This window comes from Sporosarcina quadrami, assembly GCF_014836615.1.
Classification (GTDB): Bacteria; Bacillota; Bacilli; order Bacillales_A; family Planococcaceae; genus Sporosarcina; species Sporosarcina quadrami.
This window is the reverse complement of record NZ_JACSQN010000001.1, coordinates 366,127-383,496: the sequence shown is the minus strand read 5'-3', so window position 1 is coordinate 383,496 and position 17,370 is coordinate 366,127. Positions and strand designations below refer to the sequence as shown.

Below are 17,370 nucleotides of genomic sequence, written 5' to 3'. Positions count from 1 at the left end.
GAGTCCGGTTCAGTACCGTCTTCACGCCAGCCAATTAGCTGCGTAATATAAAACTCTAACTTTTAGGGGTCACATCAAAAAGGTAAGGTGTTTGTTTTAAAGAGTGTCAAAAGTTTCGAGCACGACATTCTTGCCTAATAATTTTACCTTCTTCCAAAAAGACAATCCGATGACCTAGCCTTTCCGCTTCGTCCATATCATGCGTGACGATAATGAATGGGATCTTCCATAATTCATGCAGCCGAATCAATTCATCCTGACACTCTATCCGTGTGTCCTTGTCGAGTGCTGACAAAGGTTCATCTAGCAAAAGAATTGACGGCTCTGTTGTCAATGCTCTCGCTAAAGCGACACGTTGCTTTTCACCTCCAGAAATCTGGTGAGGATACTTTGGCAAAAGATGTTTGATACCGAGCACTTCTAACAGTTGTTCTATGACAAAATCTGTTTTATGCGCTTTCTTTTTCACTCCATAATGAATATTCTTCTCCACTGTCATATGGGGAAACAATGCATAATCTTGAAATAGATAACCAATATTGCGTCTTTGTGTCGGAACAGTTTTCATAGACCTATCATAAAATGTTTGACCACCCAGACTTATATTACCTTTGTCAGGTGCCGTAATCCCAGCTATACAGTGTAAAATCGTCGTTTTACCTGAACCGGACGGACCGAAGAGCACAAGAATTTCATTATCCATTGTAAAGTTAACATCCATCTCATAATGAAACAGTCTCTTTTTTAGTTTCACTTCAAGCATTTCATCACCTGTTTCGTTTTTCGTTCGTAAATCGTCTCATATTCCTCTTACTCCACCAATTCAACCACATAATTGTACTAAAGCCTAAAGCGACAATGATAATAACCCAAAAAGTCGCCTTTTCCATTTGGCCTGATTCAACAGCGAAATAGATTGCCATAGGAATCGTATCAGTCTTCCCGGGTATGTAACCCGCAAGCATAAGTGTCGCGCCGAACTCACCTAGTCCCCTAGCGAAAGACAACACGAGTCCTGCAAGTACTCCTGGCCAAGCAAGCGGAAATGTGATTGTCCTGAACAACCGCCATTCTGAAGCGCCCATCGTCCTTGCAGCATTCTCGAGTTTTTCGTCAAGACTCTCAAAAGCCGCCGACGCACTCTGATACATAAGCGGAAATGACACAACGACAGCTGCAATAACAGCTGCAATCCATGTGAAGACAATTTGATAATCAAACCACTCAAGCAACAACTTGCCGATCCATCCTTTCTTGCCGAATAAAATCAGCAACCCAAAACCAACAACTGTCGGTGGTAATACGAGCGGCAACATAAAGAATGATTCAATGACACTTTTACCGAAAAAATCTTTACGTGCAAATTGATGTGCAAAGAATACACCTAACACAAAAACAATCGAAGTTGAAATCAGTGCCACTTTTAACGATAATACTAAAGGTGAATAATCCACTCCACTCATAACAATCTCCTTTTTACTTACTTAAAACCATATTCCTTGAGAACATTCTTGCCTTCGTCGCTAGTCAAAAAGTCAAGAAAATCCTGAGCTGCTTGTGGCTGTTTTGCTTCACTTATGACTGCACCTGGATAGACAATCGGAGCATGCCAAGCTGGATCAGCTTCAGCCAGTACTTTTACTTTATCAGATATGAAGGCATCACTGGAATAGACAACTCCAAGATCTGCATTCCCCATTTCCACATGAGTCAATACTTGCCGAACATCGGACCCCATGACCATGTGGGATTTCAGTGCGTTCCACATTCCGAGATGATCGAATACGTCTTTCGTATACCGACCGACCGGAACACTTTCAGGTTCACCGACAGCGAAATGACCAATATTGTCAGGGTCGATGTCTTCAAACGAAGTCATTTGTAAATCTGAATCAGTATGCGTAATTAGCACTAACGCATTTCGCGTGAAATTAACCTTAGATGCTTCATTAATTAATCCGAGCGATGTTACCTTGTCCATGTCTTTTACGCTAGCAGACAAAAATAGATCTGATGGTGCTCCTTGTTCAAGTTGAGTTGCTAATTTACCAGAACTCCCAAAATTAAATGTGACCAATACATTTTCATTGTTCTCTTCGTATACGTTCTTCAAATTGTTCAAAGCGTCCGTCAAACTAGCAGCTGCAGATACCATAATTTCAACGTCCTTCGTTTCATCTTTAGAAGTACACCCCGTTACAAAGATCAGTATGACCGCAAAAAAGAAAAACTGTGAGATGCTCTTCATTAACATCATCCCCTTTATTTGAATATATTTAGATATATCTAAATATAACATGTTATAACCATTTATATCTACTTATAATTATTCATATTTATATATATTCTATTATACGTACTTATTCCCACTTATTACTTCACTGTTGCAATCCACACAGGTTTAAGAGAAAATGAAAGTACTCTAACAATGGGAGGTTACTATGGCAAACAACCAGACAGCTTCTTATACGACCGAAGAAATAGCAGATTTACTGAAAGTTTCTAAGTTGACGATTTACGATTTAATCAAAAAAGGAGAACTGCGTGCTTATCGTGTCGGTCGACAAATGCGAATCGATGCAACTGATTTAGATGATTATAAAAATGTCAGTAAAAGTGGCGGCGCCTCTACCACACACGAGACACATGCGGAAGCTTCATCGATACAGGTACCAGTACCAGAAGAGACAGTATCTCCCTCCCCTGTTTTCCCGCCTCACGCTTCACAACAATTGATCATTAGTGGACAGGATATTAGTCTCGATTTACTAGCAAGTGCAATCGAAAAAAGCGGTAACGGATTTCGGCCGCTCCGCTCTTATACAGGTAGCTTGAACAGTCTAATCGATATGTATAAAGGAAGTGCGGACATCGTTAGCACACATCTGTTCGACGGCGACACAGGGACATACAATATCCCTTACATTAAAAGAATACTGTCTGGTCATTCGTACATTGTCATCAACCTCTTATCACGAAAAGCGGGTTTATTTGTTCAAAAGAATAACCCTAAAAAAATTCTTTCTTGGAACGATTTTAAAAGAGAAGACGTAAAAATGGTTAACCGCGAAATCGGCTCGGGTGCCAGAGTATTGCTAGATGAAATGCTAAAAGTTGAGCGGATTACAGGCAGGACAATCGAAGGGTATGAAAATGTGGAGATGAACCATATCGCCGTTGCAAGCAAAGTCCTTTCTGGAATGGCCGATGTAGGTGTTGGCATTGAAAGAGCTGCAACTTTAATCGGCGTAGAGTTCATCCCTCTCATTCAGGAAAGATATGATCTAGTGTTGTTCAAGACAGCAGAAAACAGAGTGTTACGAGACAATATCCTCTCTACACTACGCTCAGAAGTATTCCAAAATGAATTGAGCGCTATTAGCGGATATGACCTTTCACTCACGGGTGCGGTTATGTATGAAACAGATTGAGCAAACGAATAGTTAGTTGACATAATAAAATTATAAAAAGGAGTGCTTTTATTAGGAGCACTCCTTTTTTATAGTTCATTTATTAAGTTCGTCATAATGCATCATTGGATTAGGTTCGTGTTTATTGTATCTCAGCTTAAATAATTTGAACAAATGAGTAAACAACACTTTTAGCAATGCGTACCCAGGTATCCCGAGTATGACCCCTACTACACCGAACAACGATCCTGCAGTAAGCAATACGAAAATGATTGTAATGGGATGGATTCGTAATGACTTCCCCATGATTTGTGGAGAAATGAACTTTCCGTCAATAAGTTGAACAATCGTCCAGACTATTGCAAGCTTCACAAGCATAAAAGGTGATAACACCATCGCTATGATGACAGCAGGTATTATAGCAATTAAAGGTCCTAAATAGGGCACTACACTTGTAAACATTGCAATTGCACCAAGTAGTAATGGATACTTCATATCAATGATGACAAATCCGATGGAAACCATAATTCCAATACAAATAGCAACAAGAATTTGCCCTTGGATATAAGCACTGATCTGATGATCGGCATCACGTAAAATTTCTTCTGCATCATCTCGCAGTCTTGGGGGCAACATCTTTTTAATAATAGCAGGCAACTTTTCGCCATCTTTTAGTAAATAGAACAAAATAAAAGGAACTGTAACTATCGAAAGGATAATTCCTGTCAACGTCGAGATGAACGAAGTTATTCCAGAGGCAATCCCACCTATTGTGTCCGTAAAGAATTGGCCGATTGTCCCAAGTCCATTATCTAATAACGCATTCACATTAATATCCAGTTCTTTGTAATACGAAGAAAATATAGATGTTCGCAAGAAGGTATCAACGTTTATAAGCATCTGTTTGAAGTATGTAGGAAATTCTTCAATAAGATTCGTAAATTGCATTTTCAGAAAAGGGAAAACGAGAAACACGAGCAACGTGATTAAACCGATTAAACCGATGAAAATAATAAAAATCCCCCAAATTCGAGGTATCTTTATCCTCTCTAACAATCTTAAAATCGGCCGCAATAGATAATAAGCGATTGTCGCTAATATGATGGGCAACACAACAGTTGAAAAGAACACTTTTATTGGATAGAAGATAAACGATACTTCACGGAACACAAGTATAATCAAACCAATGAGTAAAATCGACAATAGAACAAACATTGATGACTTTCCGCCAAGAAACCGGATGATCCTTGGTTGGCTAAAAATACTTTCAGCTTTTTTTTCATTCAATTCATTATTATCAGTACGCATAGATTCACTCCCCTAGGTTCGTCAATCAATTTCACTGTTTAGAAACTGGCTTAATGCATTTTTGTTTTTTTCAATATCAAGCTCAATTACAGACCCTGCATGAGAATAAGATGTAAATTCATATGTCCCTTCTACTGGAACGGTCATTGTTTCAATATCCACTTTTCCTTTCATAAGCACGGTAAGTACTTTGGATAGTTCATCTTTTGAAGTAAGATCTGTTTCAATGAAACCTGACAATGCACCTGTTAACTTTGGTATTCGACCTATCATGCTCGGTCGCAATCCTTCTTCCTTTAAAGCAGCTATAACTTCCTGTTGCCTGCGAACACGACCGAAATCTCCTTCAGCATCCGCTCTGAAACGGGCATAACCTAATAGCTCTTTTCCAGTTAATCGCTGAGTGCCGGGCATTAGTGTTACACCGATTTTTTCGGACATCTCTTTTTGCACGTCGATTTCAACACCTTTTGGGAAAGCGATATTTATAATCGATTCGAAGTTATCAAAATCTACGATGACATAATGATGTATCGGTATTCCAAACATGCCGGTTATCGTATCTTTCGTTGTTTGTACTCCATTCAAGTAATATGCCGTATTCAATTTATAGTTTTTGTACCCAGGAATTTCCGCATAAATGTCACGCATGAACGAAACAAGTCGAACGGAGCCTTTCTTTTTATCCCACGAAAGCACCATCATTGTATCCGTCCGTGATTTCCCGCTTCCGTCATCGTCTATGCCTAATAGCAAGTAGTTTTCTACAGAAGGGTTTTGAGGATCTGTAACGTCTCCCGTAAATGGTCCAGGATCAATGTCATTGCCACTCGCCAATGATTGTCCAAGATTATATTGGAAGTATGAATAAAAACCAATGACTAGAAATAGTAAGAATAAGATTGTTACAATCAGTCTCCCGACACGTAATTTCTTCCGTCTTCTTCTTCTCGGCACCGGTCCTTCGTAATGTTCGTCAGTCAAATTCGATTCCTCCAAAAAAGTGTTGTCCTCCTTAGGACGATTGGTTTTGCGCCGGGTTGCGTATGTTCCATGCAAGTATATCATTAACAAAATAAATTTAAATAAAAAAGAGGTGCAGTATTACCTATGGACATTCATCTTCGCTGCATAGTCTATATAGAAGGTGGTGGGATTGATGGGAAATGAAGTCGGTACAAAGAGTGGATTCTCTTTCGCACTGCTTGTTGTATTGTTCATATTGTTGATCATAATTGGAGCAAGTTATTTATATTAACCAATCAGAATCAAACAGTAGTTCAGACGTTTTAGAGTAGGGACTGAATTAAAGAATACTGGAGCCACTTATCGGCATCTCTCATAAAGATTGCACTATCGTCTATAATGACGACTAGGCAATCTTTTTTAATGCTTTTTTTAAAAAAGCAGTTAGAAATAGGTCGTTAGTTGAAATATGCTATAATCTCAATATACTATAAGCTGGAGGTTGTGCGCGATGTCAAACAATAAATTTGAAAAAGCAGCATTTGCAGGAGGTTGCTTTTGGTGCATGGTGAAGCCATTTAAAGAATGGGAAGGCATACAGGACGTCGTTTCAGGTTATATGGGAGGACATGTTGAAAATCCTACATACGATGATGTTAAACGCGGAGATTCTGGTCATCTTGAAGTTGTGGAAATCACTTTTGACCCAACACTCTTTAGCTACGAACAATTATTAGAAGTATATTGGCAACAAATAGATCCCACAGATGCAGGCGGTCAATTTCAAGATCGGGGACACTCCTATACGACAGCTATTTTCTATTATAACGACGAACAGCGTCAGATTGCGGAAAAGTCGAAAGAAAATCTTTCGTCTAGCGGAAAATTCTCGAATCCGATTGTGACTCCAATTCGCGCTGCGGAAACATTCCATATCGCTGAAGATTATCATCAAGACTACTATTTAAAAGAAAAAGATCATTATATAGAAGATCGTGAAAAGTCCGGAAGAGATGAGTTCATAACCGAATACTGGAAATAAAATACAATAAAGCGAACGGCAGTTAGGATTAACTATCCTTACTGCCGTTTTTGTCTCCTATAATGAATGTCAAAATGAACATTCCAAGAAATAGTAAAGTGAAGATCATAAACGTATAATTATGGTTTCCGGTATAGTCATATAAAATTGCAATGAGAAGCGGAACAACTCCCGCAAGAATAAAGCCGCCTGTTTGCATCATCGCCGTCCATGCATTTGTCTCCCCTGGCGTTCTAGTTTCATCAAGCGGTAATACAAGCGCAGCTGGGAATAGACCACCTAGAGGTACTCCCATCATAGCTGCTCCGATCCACATGAACGTACTGACACCACTCCATAACAGTGCTATGGCTGCAAATCCTATTAACAGAAGTATAATGAGCCATAACTTCCTCGCTTGGAATCGCTCCATCAACAACGGCAGAACGATGTTGAGAACAATTTGTACTGATGTCATGATACTGACGAGTGTACCTGCTTGCAGTAAAGTCATTCCTTTTGCTAGAGCAATCGGGACTAACCAAGTAATTATAGAAAAGAAAGCGGAAGCCTGTAAACCGAAAAACAAGAGAAAAATCCAAGCCTTTTTCACTTTCCATGGCGATACTTGTGCTGTTTGGGATTTGTAAACTTGTACAGGAACGGATTTCTTCACTCCCCCCCTGTTTAGCATAGCCGCTGACCAAAAAACAAGTCCAATAATTGATAGTAATGACCAGCTACCAAGCGCGAGTGGATATGAACCGCTTTTTTCATAAAACAACACAGTGAGGCCGGCACTCATCGTGGCCCCCACTCCCATGCCGAATGAGTAAACACCGATGACAGAAGCCGCTCTGTCCGGAAAACGCTGTTTGATCATTGCTGATACTAACGGACCCATGATGGCAATCGCTATACCGATAAAAATCGATGATAGGACGAGTATCGCATAATTGGCGTAGAATCCTCTTAACGCAGTAAACAGACCTACAACCATCAACATCGAATACATTGTATTGCGAAGTCCCAACAACCTATTTAGCAGTGGCGCAAGCGTCGCAAACACCCCCATGCAAACAACAGGTAAAGTAGTCAATAAAGTTACTTGAGCATTTGTTAGCACTAACTCTTCTCTCATTACATCAAGCATTGGACCAATTGACGTTATTGCAGGTCGCATGTTAATCGCTACTGCAAATATCGCAACTAGGGTAGATATAGAAATAATTGCAGATTTTTTATTTGTCATTCCATTCACCTTTCCGTAACTTCTCGAACTTGCGTTTGGTCTACTTTCACAATATACTAGTCTAATAGAAAGGGTGTTTGTATATGGAGTTACTCCAGTGGGAATACTGGCGCGGATATCAAATTAAAGGTGTATTCAGTCAATTCCCTACAACCGTTGTCATCTTTCGCCAAGTGAAAAACTATTATTTCATTTATTCAATGTCAGGTCTTGACGAAACTGCAATTCCTACAAGAAAAGACTATGTAAAAATGGAATACTTACTCAATAAAGAGTTAGGAAACTTACAAGCATACCGAGAACGATCTGTATTTAATCGACATACGACAAACCAATAGATTCCCCTCACCCCTCTTCAAAATATTAAGGGATGTATTTTACGCTTACTTAGCATATAACATGAAGAATAAAAATAACAACAATGGAATCGAACACATACCACTTGCAAAAGGATTCGTGCTATAATGGGAGCATTGTGAATTTAGGAGGATTTTTTTATGATAGCAGTAAGTAATGTAAGTCTTCAATTCGGTGACCGTAAACTGTTTGAAGATGTTAATATACAGTTTAATCCTGGTCATTGCTACGGATTAATCGGTGCAAACGGTGCAGGTAAGTCTACGTTCCTTAAGATTTTGTCAGGTGAACTTGAACCTCAGTCAGGAAATGTCATTATGAACAAAGATGAGCGTCTGGCCGTCTTAAAACAGAACCACTTTGAATATGAAGAAAATGAAGTTCTTGATACTGTCATTATGGGCCACAAGCGTCTGTATGACATAATGACTGAAAAAAACGCGATTTACATGAAAGAGGATTTTTCAGACGAGGATGGTATGCGTGCTGCTGAACTTGAAGGGGAGTTTGGAGAACTAAACGGTTGGGAAGCTGAATCCGAAGCAGCAATCCTTCTTCAAGGTTTAGGCTTACCTGAATCAATTCATCACGTAAAAATGGAAGAACTAAGCGGTTCCGATAAAGTTAAAGTGCTCCTTGCACAAGCTTTATTCGGCAAACCTGATGTCCTTCTTCTGGATGAGCCTACAAACCACTTGGACTTGAAAGCAATCCAATGGCTAGAAGAGTTCCTTATTAACTTTGATAATACTGTTATCGTCGTATCCCACGACCGTCACTTCCTTAATAAGGTTTGTACGCAAATTGCAGATTTGGATTTCTCGAAAATTCAACTCTTCCCTGGTAACTATGATTTTTGGTATGAGTCCAGCCAATTAGCTATGAGAATGGCTCAAGATCAAAACAAGAAAAAAGAAGAGAAAATTAAAGAACTTCAAGCATTCGTAGCACGATTCAGTGCAAACGCATCTAAATCTAAACAAGCAACATCCCGTAAAAAAGCTTTGGAGAAAATCGAGTTGGATGACATTAAACCTTCTTCCCGTCGTTATCCATTCGTCAACTTCCAAATTGGTCGCGAAATTGGAAATGACGTACTTACAATCCAAGGCGTGTCAAAGAAACAAGAAGATAAAGTCTTATTGAAAGATGCAACATTCACGATGAACAAAGAAGATAAAATTATTCTTCTTGGAAATCCTCTTGCAAAAACGGCTTTACTCGAAATTTTAGCAGAAGAGGCACAACCGGATGAAGGTTCTATTAAGTGGGGTGTCACGACTTCACGTGCTTACTTCCCTCTTGACAATACCGAGTTTTTCGAAGGATCTGAGCCTTCATTGGTAGATTGGTTACGTCAGTATTCACCAGAAGACCAAACCGAAACTTTCTTGCGTGGATTCCTCGGTCGTATGCTGTTTTCCGGTGAAGAAGTTAAGAAAAAGCCTTCAGTTCTTTCAGGAGGAGAAAAAGTACGTTGCATGCTTTCCAAAATGATGCTGACATCAGCAAACGTCCTACTCTTGGATGAGCCGATGAACCACTTAGATCTTGAATCTATTCAAGCGCTTAATAACGGGTTGATTTCATTTAAAGGTGCGATGGTATTCACTTCTCATGACCAACAGTTCATTCAAACCGTTGCCAATCGGATTATTGAAATCCGCGAAGACGGAACAATCTTTGACAAGATGATGCAATATGATGAGTATTTGGAATGGAAAGACCAACAACAAACTGTTTAATTCATTACTAAATGGTAGCCGCTCCCGTTTCTGGGTAGCGGCTTTTCTTTTAATAATAAGAACCAAAAAAGAGACACCAAATATGGTGTCTCTTTCAAACTGACGAATTATAGTTTAGTTACATTAGCAGCTTGAAGACCACGATTACCTTCTACAACTTCGAACTCAACTTGCTGGCCTTCATCCAATGACTTGAATCCGTCTCCCTGAATTGCTGAGAAGTGTACGAATACATCATCTTCTCCATCGACTTCGATAAAACCGAAGCCCTTTTCAGCGTTAAACCATTTTACTGTACCTTGTTTCATGTGTGACTACCTCCAAATATTATACTTTATAATATATGAAAAAAATTCACATATTACAAAAGGCACCGACAACGCCGATCACCTTTTGTAATACGTGAATACGTTATAGCCGATTGTGCAGTTTTCTTACTGTAACTATACCATACCCAAATTAATTGTCAATATAACATTATCAAATATTCTAATTATTAAACGGTTTTATAGGTGAAGGTTTCCCGTCCTTCATCGAAATAATACCATGGAAAATTTGAAGATTGTCATCGCATCCTTCACAAAAAATTTGTTCGCCTATTGTCCAATATGCAAAGAAACAATCTTTCCGAACTTCAAAGCAATCATACTGAGTTTTAAAAGTCTGATTCAATTCATCTAAGTACCCTTGCGCTTCTTCTATCGTTTCAAATGTTTGGCGTTTTACAATAGTATTCTCCCACTCTTCAAACATCCACCACGGCTCGTAATCTGCTTTGATATAAATGATTTCATACATAACTTAAGCAACCTCCTTTAGATCAATACCGCAGTAAGTGGATTTATCTTAACAAATTCATACTAACTATCCAAGTAAATGGATTGACGTACTCATATGAATGTATTTCGCGATGATTTCAGTTATAATCGTAGTAGAGACACGAAATTCACATGAAACTTTTCACCCTACTTAAACGTAGTAAAGAGTATAGAGAAAACAGGGAGGCCTGAAGATCATGCAAGAAGTAAAACATTTTTTCCAAAGGCACTTCATACTTGCACCCGTTAGTTTCGGAAGTTGGTTAACACTGATCTTTGCTGCCGGCATAAATCCTTTCATGGCGACGGGTATGATGATAGCGATCTATCTTGGTGGTAACTTTACGATCAAACAACTTCAACTAAATTCAAATGTGAAAGAACTCGGGATGTCAAGATCCGAATATAAACATATTAAAACGCAAATTTCTGAAGCGAACGGAAAAATTAAGAAGTTGAACAGCCTTTACGGACAAGTCCGTTCTGTACAGGCATTTAAACAAGTTTATGAAATGAATAACCTAGCTAGAAGGATTCTACAGATTGTCCGTAAAAACCCTAAAAAATTCTATCATGTTGAGAAATTCTTTTATTCCCATTTAGATTCAGCAGTCGAATTGACTTCTAAATATGCTATTTTAGTTAATCAACCATTAAAAGACCAAGAAATCAGGTTAGCACTTCAGCAAACGAGGGAAACGTTAACAGATGTTAATAAACAACTCGAACAAGATTTGCGAGGTGCATTAGCGACCGATATTGAACAACTGCAATTAGAACTCGATTATGTTGATGTAACAATGAATAAGAATAAACCGTTACTTGAGATGAGAGGAGAACTACCAAATGACAGAAAATAAAGAGATGATTACCGAAGAAGTTAAAACAATGGATGATTTGCTTGATAATCCATTCAACATGAATGAGCCTCTTCTCCCAAAAGAGATGCAGACTGAACAGACAAAGGAACAGACAGCAGTAAAATTGCTCGATCGCCTGAAGCCTGAAGAACAAGAAAAAGCGAAACAGCTCGCAGACCAGATTCCGGTTGGCAATTATGAAGCAATTATCACATATGGTGCTAACGCTCAAAATGAACTTTCACGTTTTTCCCATAAAATGCTTGATCATGTTCAAAGTAAAGATATTGGTCCAGTAGGTGATGTATTAAGTGATCTTATGGGGAAACTTTCTGAAATAGACCCTGAAGATTTATCAGACAAGAAAAAGACCGGACTAAGCCGCCTATTCAGCAAAGCAAGCCGTTCTATTCAGGAAATGATGACGAAGTACCAAAAATTAAGTACACAAATTGATCGTATTGGTGTACAGCTTGAACATTCAAAACGCGGTTTACTGGAAGATGTTCATATGCTCGATAATTTATATGAACAAAATAAGACCTATTTCCAAGCTTTGAATATTTATATTGCAGCGGCAGAAATTAAACGAGATGAAATTGCTACTGTGATTATCCCGGAAATGCAAAGAAAAGCTGAGCTTTCAAATGATCAAATGGCTTTTCAAGAAGTGAATGACATGGGGCAATTCCTTGATAGATTGGAAAAACGGCTATATGATCTCCAGCTTTCTAGACAGATTACGATACAAAGTGCTCCACAAATCCGAATGATCCAACAGACGAACCAAACACTTGCTGAAAAAATACAGTCGTCTATTATGACATCCATTCCATTATGGAAAAACCAAATTGCGATAGCACTTACGCTTAATAGGCAAAGAAAAGCTGTTGAATCACAACGACTCGTCACTAAAACAACAAATGATCTTCTTTTGAAGAACTCTGAAATGCTTAAAGTCAATTCAATTGAAACGGCGAAAGAAAATGAACGAGGCATCGTTGAAATCGACACGTTAAAGAAAACACAAGAAAACCTAATTCAGACAATCGAAGAAACTTTAATGATTCAAGCGGATGGCCGTGCAAAACGTAAAGCGGCTGAAGTAGAAATTGCTCGTATGGAAGAAGAGCTAAAAACGCGTTTACTCGCTGTTCACGAAAAAACACAATCACCAAATCGTCCATTGTAAGATCGATCTCTATTGTTTTAAAAATGCAACTTCCTACTAACCGGAAGTTGCATTTTGGTGTTCTTTCATTGATTAATGACAATAGACAAGAGCTTTCTTAAAATTCTCAATGTCTGATCACTGAAATCTTCAACGGAATCGGATGCGGCAGATTTATTGCCGAACATCATTGAAAACAGGTTCCGCTGATCATCAGTCGGATTATCGGTTGATAAAAACAAATGGATAACAGATATCCCTTTTTTCTCTACTTCCATAACAGCTTCTCTAGTATCCAGTATTCCATTACGGTCATATCCGAAAGCAGAAGGTTCCCCGTCAGAAAAAACAAGAAGAAATTTGTGCTTCTCCATTCTTTTCACTAGCCGATCAGCCATCCACCTAATCGCAAAGCCATCACGATTATCTTCATTTGTTTCAAATGATAAGATCGTCATTCCATCATCTTTTTGGACGTCCTCAAATGTGTGCATTAATCCAAAAACATTCGGTTGAACGTCTTTCGTAGCTTGTTCTGCATCTTCGTAATACGACGAAATTTCATGTCTTACTGATAGTTGTCTGAGTACATCATGGAACAATAAAACCGCTTCTTTTGTTTCATCCAATTTATCCATCATAGATGCAGAACCATCGACGAGTAAACCAAAAACAGCATCGAGATTTTTGGCAGGACTGTTTTTCCTGTAAAATGGCCGTGGTCTTTCATCCACTGCCATCGTTAAAAGATTTGACGATAATCGTCCTTTCATTAAACCAGTTCTACGACTATCTTCTTTCATTTCAATTCGTTTTTTTATTTCTTCAACAAATGATCTCACAAAAGGTTTTTGTTGTTCACGCCATTGCTGTAACTTATATCTGTTTTTTTCATCTGATTGTACTTCTACTAGTTCTTCTATATACACCACATTTGCATTTTCTTTACCGAATTTCACACCAGCTTTTTTCCGGTCATACTCTTTATTATCATCTTTTCTTTCTTCAACCATCTGTTGACGTTTCTGATTTTCATCCCCCGTCGAACTCCCTTTTCCTATTTGGTCTATCTGTGCATTGTCATTTCCTTCCGCCGCTTCTCCGCCTTCACTCTTACCTGACCTTCCGTGTTCGATCTCGTACTCAAGGTGGACGCCGGATTCGTCTTCCGTTTCTCGATGCCAAGTTCGGAAGATCTCTTCAATCGTCTCTTTAATGCCCTCTTCACCTTTTTCTGCATCTTCCATACCATCATGGTAATGAAATGCCGCTGTTTTATCAGATACAGAATCTCCTACTGCATAATATTGAAGAACAAGATCTTGTTCCAAAATTTCTTCAACCATAAATATAATGCGTTTTGTCAGATCGCTCATTTCAGAAGTGGAATGTGCATCGGAAGCAAAGATTGCAATTCTCTGTATGTGTTCAATTGGCAAATGCCAATCCACTTGTAAATCAGATAAAATTCCTTCATGCAAAGTGATATAAAGATGATTTATCAAAGCGTCAGCAAGAAAACCTTTTTGAAAGTTAGACTTCAGCAAATCATAGTGAAATTGCAACATCAATTTCCTTCTCACTGAAAAGGCTTGAGCTGTTCCAGGTCGTTGTTTCACTACTACGTCCATCAATCTGAATTCTTCTAGCATTAATAAAAGCTCTTCAGCAAACTTCCGCAAAGGATGACTACTGTAGGTTTTCCGGAAATCTAACCATTGCTTTACCGAAAAATGTTTCCAAAATCCGACTGTCAACAAATATACATCCGACAATCTGCCAGCATGTGTAATACTTTCAGTTCTATGTCTCCAAAAGACACTGAGCGATACATTTCCACTTATAGGCTCAAATTCAAAGAGCTTTCTTTCTGTCATATTCAAATAAGGCGCCTCCGCAAGAGCCCTTCCTAATTTTTCATACAGGAGAAGCATATTGGCGTCGATCGTTTCGTCATTGAATTGTATGAACCGATTTAACTTAACCATACTGACCGCCTCACTTTACCCAAGTGTTTACTAATTCCATTATGAGCTTCTGTTCCATTTTGTCTTCTAGTTTTTCAGCGATACCATAAAGAATAGCTCTTCTGACAGGCATATATTGAGCAAGCGCAACTGCGTCCATTAGACTTCTAACAGAAGCCGCTTCTTCTGCAAGAAGTCCATTCATTACTTGCTTTTTCAAATCGTCATGAATATTCATTAGCGTATTTATCAATTCTCCATTCGCACTAGGAACCTGCTCTTTAATAACATCCAGTAATTGGTCTCCTGCTAAGTAAGGAATTGAAAAAGAGATGAAGCGATTTTTCAATGCTTCGTTCATAGGAGATGTCCCTACATATCCTTCGTTTATAGCAGCAACTACTGCAAAATCTTCATGAGCATGTATTACTTCACTCGTAAAAGGATTAGTCAACATCCGACGATGATCAAGTACGCTATGTAATATGGGCAAAGTTTCTGGCTTAGCCATATTAATTTCGTCAATATAAAGAATATGTCCTTGCTTCATCGCTTGAACTACAGGTCCATCAATAAACTCAATCAGGGACTGTCCTTCTTTTGTAATAATCGTTTTAAAACCAAGAAGAGACTCTGCATCCAAATCAACTGAACAATTTACACTGTGCATTGGTTGGTTGAAAAATGCAGAAATACTTTGAGCAAGTTTTGTTTTACCTGAGCCTGACGGTCCTTTTAGCAAAATGGGCTTCTTTAAAACAACACCTATTAAAATATCCTCCCATAGATGCTCTATTGGAGATACATAGCCGCCTTGCTGAATTAATAATTGGAGTTCTTCATTATAAGACCGTTCAAGTCTAACCGCACGTTCTGATGTAAGTAGTTTTTCCACTTCGATTCACTCCCTAATAGAAATGCCCAACGCCTCAGTATTTGGCATTGGGCATTTCTTTCATTCAAAATATGTTTTGTAATAACCGCCGACTTTTCCGGTGTTATCGATTATGAATATAAATTCTTCCGTTTCATTTTTCACTTCGTACTCTTTACCAGGGGTTAACACATCTGTAACTACATACTTTTGTGCATCCGCATGCTGGCACACAACTTTTTTTAATGTCGGCGCAGTAACCCAATTCTTAAAGTCCATAAGAATCACCTTCCATTACTATTTGATTTGAAAAATGGCCCGGAGGATCCGGGCCATCATTTGAAATTATGAACTTAAGAACCTAGAAGAAGATCTTCTGGATTTTCAAGCAACTCTTTCACCATTTTTAAGAAACCAACCGAATCCTTACCGTCGATTACACGGTGATCATAAGACAATGCAATATACATCATCGGACGAATTTCCACGTTGTCACCTACAGCAATCGGACGTTTTTGGATTGTATGCATACCAAGAATACCGACTTGTGTTCCATTAAGAATTGGTGTAGATAGCAATGAACCAAATACTCCACCATTTGTAATTGTGAATGATCCGCCTGACATGTCACCCAAAGTCAACTTATTGTCTCTTGCTTTAGTAGCAAGTTCGCCAATTGTTGACTCGATTTCAGCAAAGTTCTTACGGTCTGCATCACGAACGATTGGAACAACTAGACCGCCTTCAGTAGATACAGCAATACCGATATCGAAATAATGCTTTAGAATGATTTCATCGCCATCGATTTCTGAATTTACATATGGGTATTTCTTGAGCGCAGCAACAACTGCTTTTGTAAAGAAGGACATGAATCCTAGTCGTACATCATTTTTGTCGAAGAAATCATCTTTCTTACGCTTACGAAGTTCCATAACTGCTGTCATATCAATTTCATTGAAAGTAGTTAACATTGCAGTAGACTGTCTAACTTCCAAAAGACGTTTAGCAATCGTCTGACGACGACGTGTCATCTTCTCTCGAGTTTCTCTGCCGTCTTCTTTAGCTGGAGCTGATGCTTTAGCTGGTGCTGCTGGAGCTTTTGGTGCCGTACCATGCGCGCTGACATCTTGTGCACGGACGCGTCCCATTGGATCTACAGGAGAAACTGAAGCAAGATCAATTCCTTTTTCTCTTGCCATTTTTCTTGCTGCAGGACTTGCTATAGTACGTTCTGTTGCACTTTGGTCAGCTGTCTGTACTGCTGCAGCTTCTTGTTGAGCAGGTGCAGCAGATACCTCTGGTGCTTCCTCTGTTTTAGCAGCAGGTGCTACAGATTGAGCTGCTGGTGCTCCTGATCCTTCACCTACAACAGCAATTACTTGCCCAACTTCAACAGTGTCCCCTTCAGCTGCTAAAAGTTCCTGTATAACCCCAGCTTCTTCAGAAATAACTTCAACGTTTACTTTATCCGTTTCAAGTTCTACGATAAATTCACCTTTATCTACACTTTCGCCAGGTTGTTTCAACCATTTTGCGATTGTTCCTTCTGTTATCGATTCTGCAAGTTCAGGTACTCTGATCTCTGCCACAATAAATTCCTCCTCTATATTACCGTCTCTGC

Annotated in this window: 19 protein-coding genes; 7 read left to right on the top strand and 12 right to left on the bottom strand. The window is 38.9% G+C overall.

Annotation, left to right across the window (positions count from 1 at the left end; genetic code table 11):
- Positions 1–106: 106 nt before the first annotated feature.
- Genes H9649_RS01970 through modA form a run of 3 tightly spaced genes read right to left on the bottom strand, consistent with a single transcriptional unit; the run spans position 107 to position 2,248 of the window.
- Positions 107–763: an ATP-binding cassette domain-containing protein gene (locus tag H9649_RS01970; RefSeq protein WP_191692959.1), complete on the bottom strand. Its 657-nt coding sequence runs from the start codon at positions 761–763 to the stop codon at positions 107–109.
- A 4-nt stretch (positions 764–767) separates the two neighbouring features.
- Positions 768–1,463, bottom strand: a complete 696-nt coding sequence (modB, locus tag H9649_RS01965) for a molybdate ABC transporter permease subunit (protein WP_191692958.1) — start codon at positions 1,461–1,463, stop codon at positions 768–770.
- A 17-nt stretch (positions 1,464–1,480) separates the two neighbouring features.
- Positions 1,481–2,248 carry a molybdate ABC transporter substrate-binding protein gene (gene modA, locus H9649_RS01960; RefSeq protein ID WP_191692957.1) on the bottom strand — a complete coding sequence of 256 codons (768 nt, stop codon included), beginning with the start codon at positions 2,246–2,248 and terminating at the stop codon, positions 1,481–1,483.
- 193 nt (positions 2,249–2,441) lie between these two features.
- Between modA and H9649_RS01955 the strand changes: the two genes are divergently transcribed.
- Positions 2,442–3,431: a substrate-binding domain-containing protein gene (locus H9649_RS01955; protein ID WP_191692956.1), complete on the top strand. Its 990-nt coding sequence runs from the start codon at positions 2,442–2,444 to the stop codon at positions 3,429–3,431.
- A 75-nt stretch (positions 3,432–3,506) separates the two neighbouring features.
- On the opposite strand, the gene H9649_RS01950 is transcribed toward H9649_RS01955, so the two are convergent.
- Both H9649_RS01950 and H9649_RS01945 read right to left on the bottom strand, forming a co-directional pair.
- On the bottom strand, positions 3,507–4,718 hold the full coding sequence (locus H9649_RS01950; protein ID WP_191692955.1) for an AI-2E family transporter: 1,212 nt from the start codon (positions 4,716–4,718) through the stop codon (positions 3,507–3,509).
- A 21-nt stretch (positions 4,719–4,739) separates the two neighbouring features.
- Entirely contained in the window at positions 4,740–5,702 is a 963-nt protein-coding gene (locus H9649_RS01945) for an LCP family protein (protein WP_225229605.1), read from the bottom strand.
- A gap of 175 nt (positions 5,703–5,877) precedes the next feature.
- On the opposite strand from H9649_RS01945, the gene H9649_RS01940 reads away from it, so the two are divergent.
- Entirely contained in the window at positions 5,878–5,976 is a 99-nt protein-coding gene (locus tag H9649_RS01940) for a YjcZ family sporulation protein (RefSeq protein WP_191692953.1), read from the top strand.
- 219 nt (positions 5,977–6,195) lie between these two features.
- A complete protein-coding gene (msrA, locus tag H9649_RS01935; RefSeq protein ID WP_191692952.1) occupies positions 6,196–6,726 on the top strand; it encodes a peptide-methionine (S)-S-oxide reductase MsrA in 531 nt (176 codons plus the stop codon).
- A 28-nt stretch (positions 6,727–6,754) separates the two neighbouring features.
- On the opposite strand, the gene H9649_RS01930 is transcribed toward msrA, so the two are convergent.
- Positions 6,755–7,957, bottom strand: a complete 1,203-nt coding sequence (locus H9649_RS01930) for an MFS transporter (protein WP_191692951.1) — start codon at positions 7,955–7,957, stop codon at positions 6,755–6,757.
- 83 nt (positions 7,958–8,040) lie between these two features.
- Here H9649_RS01930 and H9649_RS01925 point away from each other — a divergent pair, with 83 nt between their 5' ends.
- Together H9649_RS01925 and H9649_RS01920 are read left to right on the top strand one after the other, a co-directional pair.
- Positions 8,041–8,295 (top strand): hypothetical protein, encoded by a 255-nt coding sequence (locus H9649_RS01925; protein ID WP_191692950.1) that lies wholly within the window; start codon positions 8,041–8,043, stop codon positions 8,293–8,295.
- 159 nt (positions 8,296–8,454) lie between these two features.
- Positions 8,455–10,059, top strand: coding sequence for an ABC-F family ATP-binding cassette domain-containing protein (locus H9649_RS01920; RefSeq protein ID WP_191692949.1), 1,605 nt, complete (start codon positions 8,455–8,457; stop codon positions 10,057–10,059).
- Positions 10,060–10,166: 107 nt separating this feature from the next.
- On the opposite strand, the gene H9649_RS01915 is transcribed toward H9649_RS01920, so the two are convergent.
- Complete coding sequence (locus H9649_RS01915) at positions 10,167–10,367, bottom strand: cold-shock protein (RefSeq protein ID WP_191692948.1); 201 nt, start codon at positions 10,365–10,367, stop codon at positions 10,167–10,169.
- Positions 10,368–10,548: 181 nt separating this feature from the next.
- Positions 10,549–10,857 (bottom strand): DUF1033 family protein, encoded by a 309-nt coding sequence (locus H9649_RS01910; RefSeq protein WP_191692947.1) that lies wholly within the window; start codon positions 10,855–10,857, stop codon positions 10,549–10,551.
- Positions 10,858–11,074: 217 nt separating this feature from the next.
- Here H9649_RS01910 and H9649_RS01905 point away from each other — a divergent pair, with 217 nt between their 5' ends.
- Together H9649_RS01905 and H9649_RS01900 are read left to right on the top strand one after the other, a co-directional pair.
- Positions 11,075–11,737 (top strand): 5-bromo-4-chloroindolyl phosphate hydrolysis family protein, encoded by a 663-nt coding sequence (locus H9649_RS01905; RefSeq protein WP_191692946.1) that lies wholly within the window; start codon positions 11,075–11,077, stop codon positions 11,735–11,737.
- Positions 11,724–12,929, top strand: coding sequence for a toxic anion resistance protein (locus H9649_RS01900; RefSeq protein WP_191692945.1), 1,206 nt, complete (start codon positions 11,724–11,726; stop codon positions 12,927–12,929). The genes H9649_RS01905 and H9649_RS01900 overlap by 14 nt, the downstream gene beginning before the upstream one ends.
- 65 nt (positions 12,930–12,994) lie before the next feature.
- Here H9649_RS01900 and H9649_RS01895 read toward each other — a convergent pair whose 3' ends face one another.
- From H9649_RS01895 to odhB, 4 genes are all read right to left on the bottom strand, one after another.
- The gene (locus tag H9649_RS01895; RefSeq protein WP_191692944.1) at positions 12,995–14,896 is read right to left on the bottom strand and encodes a vWA domain-containing protein; all 1,902 of its coding nucleotides are present in this window, start codon (positions 14,894–14,896) and stop codon (positions 12,995–12,997) included.
- A gap of 10 nt (positions 14,897–14,906) precedes the next feature.
- Entirely contained in the window at positions 14,907–15,776 is an 870-nt protein-coding gene (locus H9649_RS01890) for an ATP-binding protein (protein ID WP_404828695.1), read from the bottom strand.
- Positions 15,777–15,830: 54 nt separating this feature from the next.
- Complete coding sequence (locus H9649_RS01885) at positions 15,831–16,028, bottom strand: DUF6501 family protein (RefSeq protein ID WP_191692942.1); 198 nt, start codon at positions 16,026–16,028, stop codon at positions 15,831–15,833.
- Positions 16,029–16,102: 74 nt separating this feature from the next.
- Entirely contained in the window at positions 16,103–17,338 is a 1,236-nt protein-coding gene (odhB, locus tag H9649_RS01880) for a 2-oxoglutarate dehydrogenase complex dihydrolipoyllysine-residue succinyltransferase (RefSeq protein WP_191692941.1), read from the bottom strand.
- Positions 17,339–17,370 lie beyond the last annotated feature (32 nt).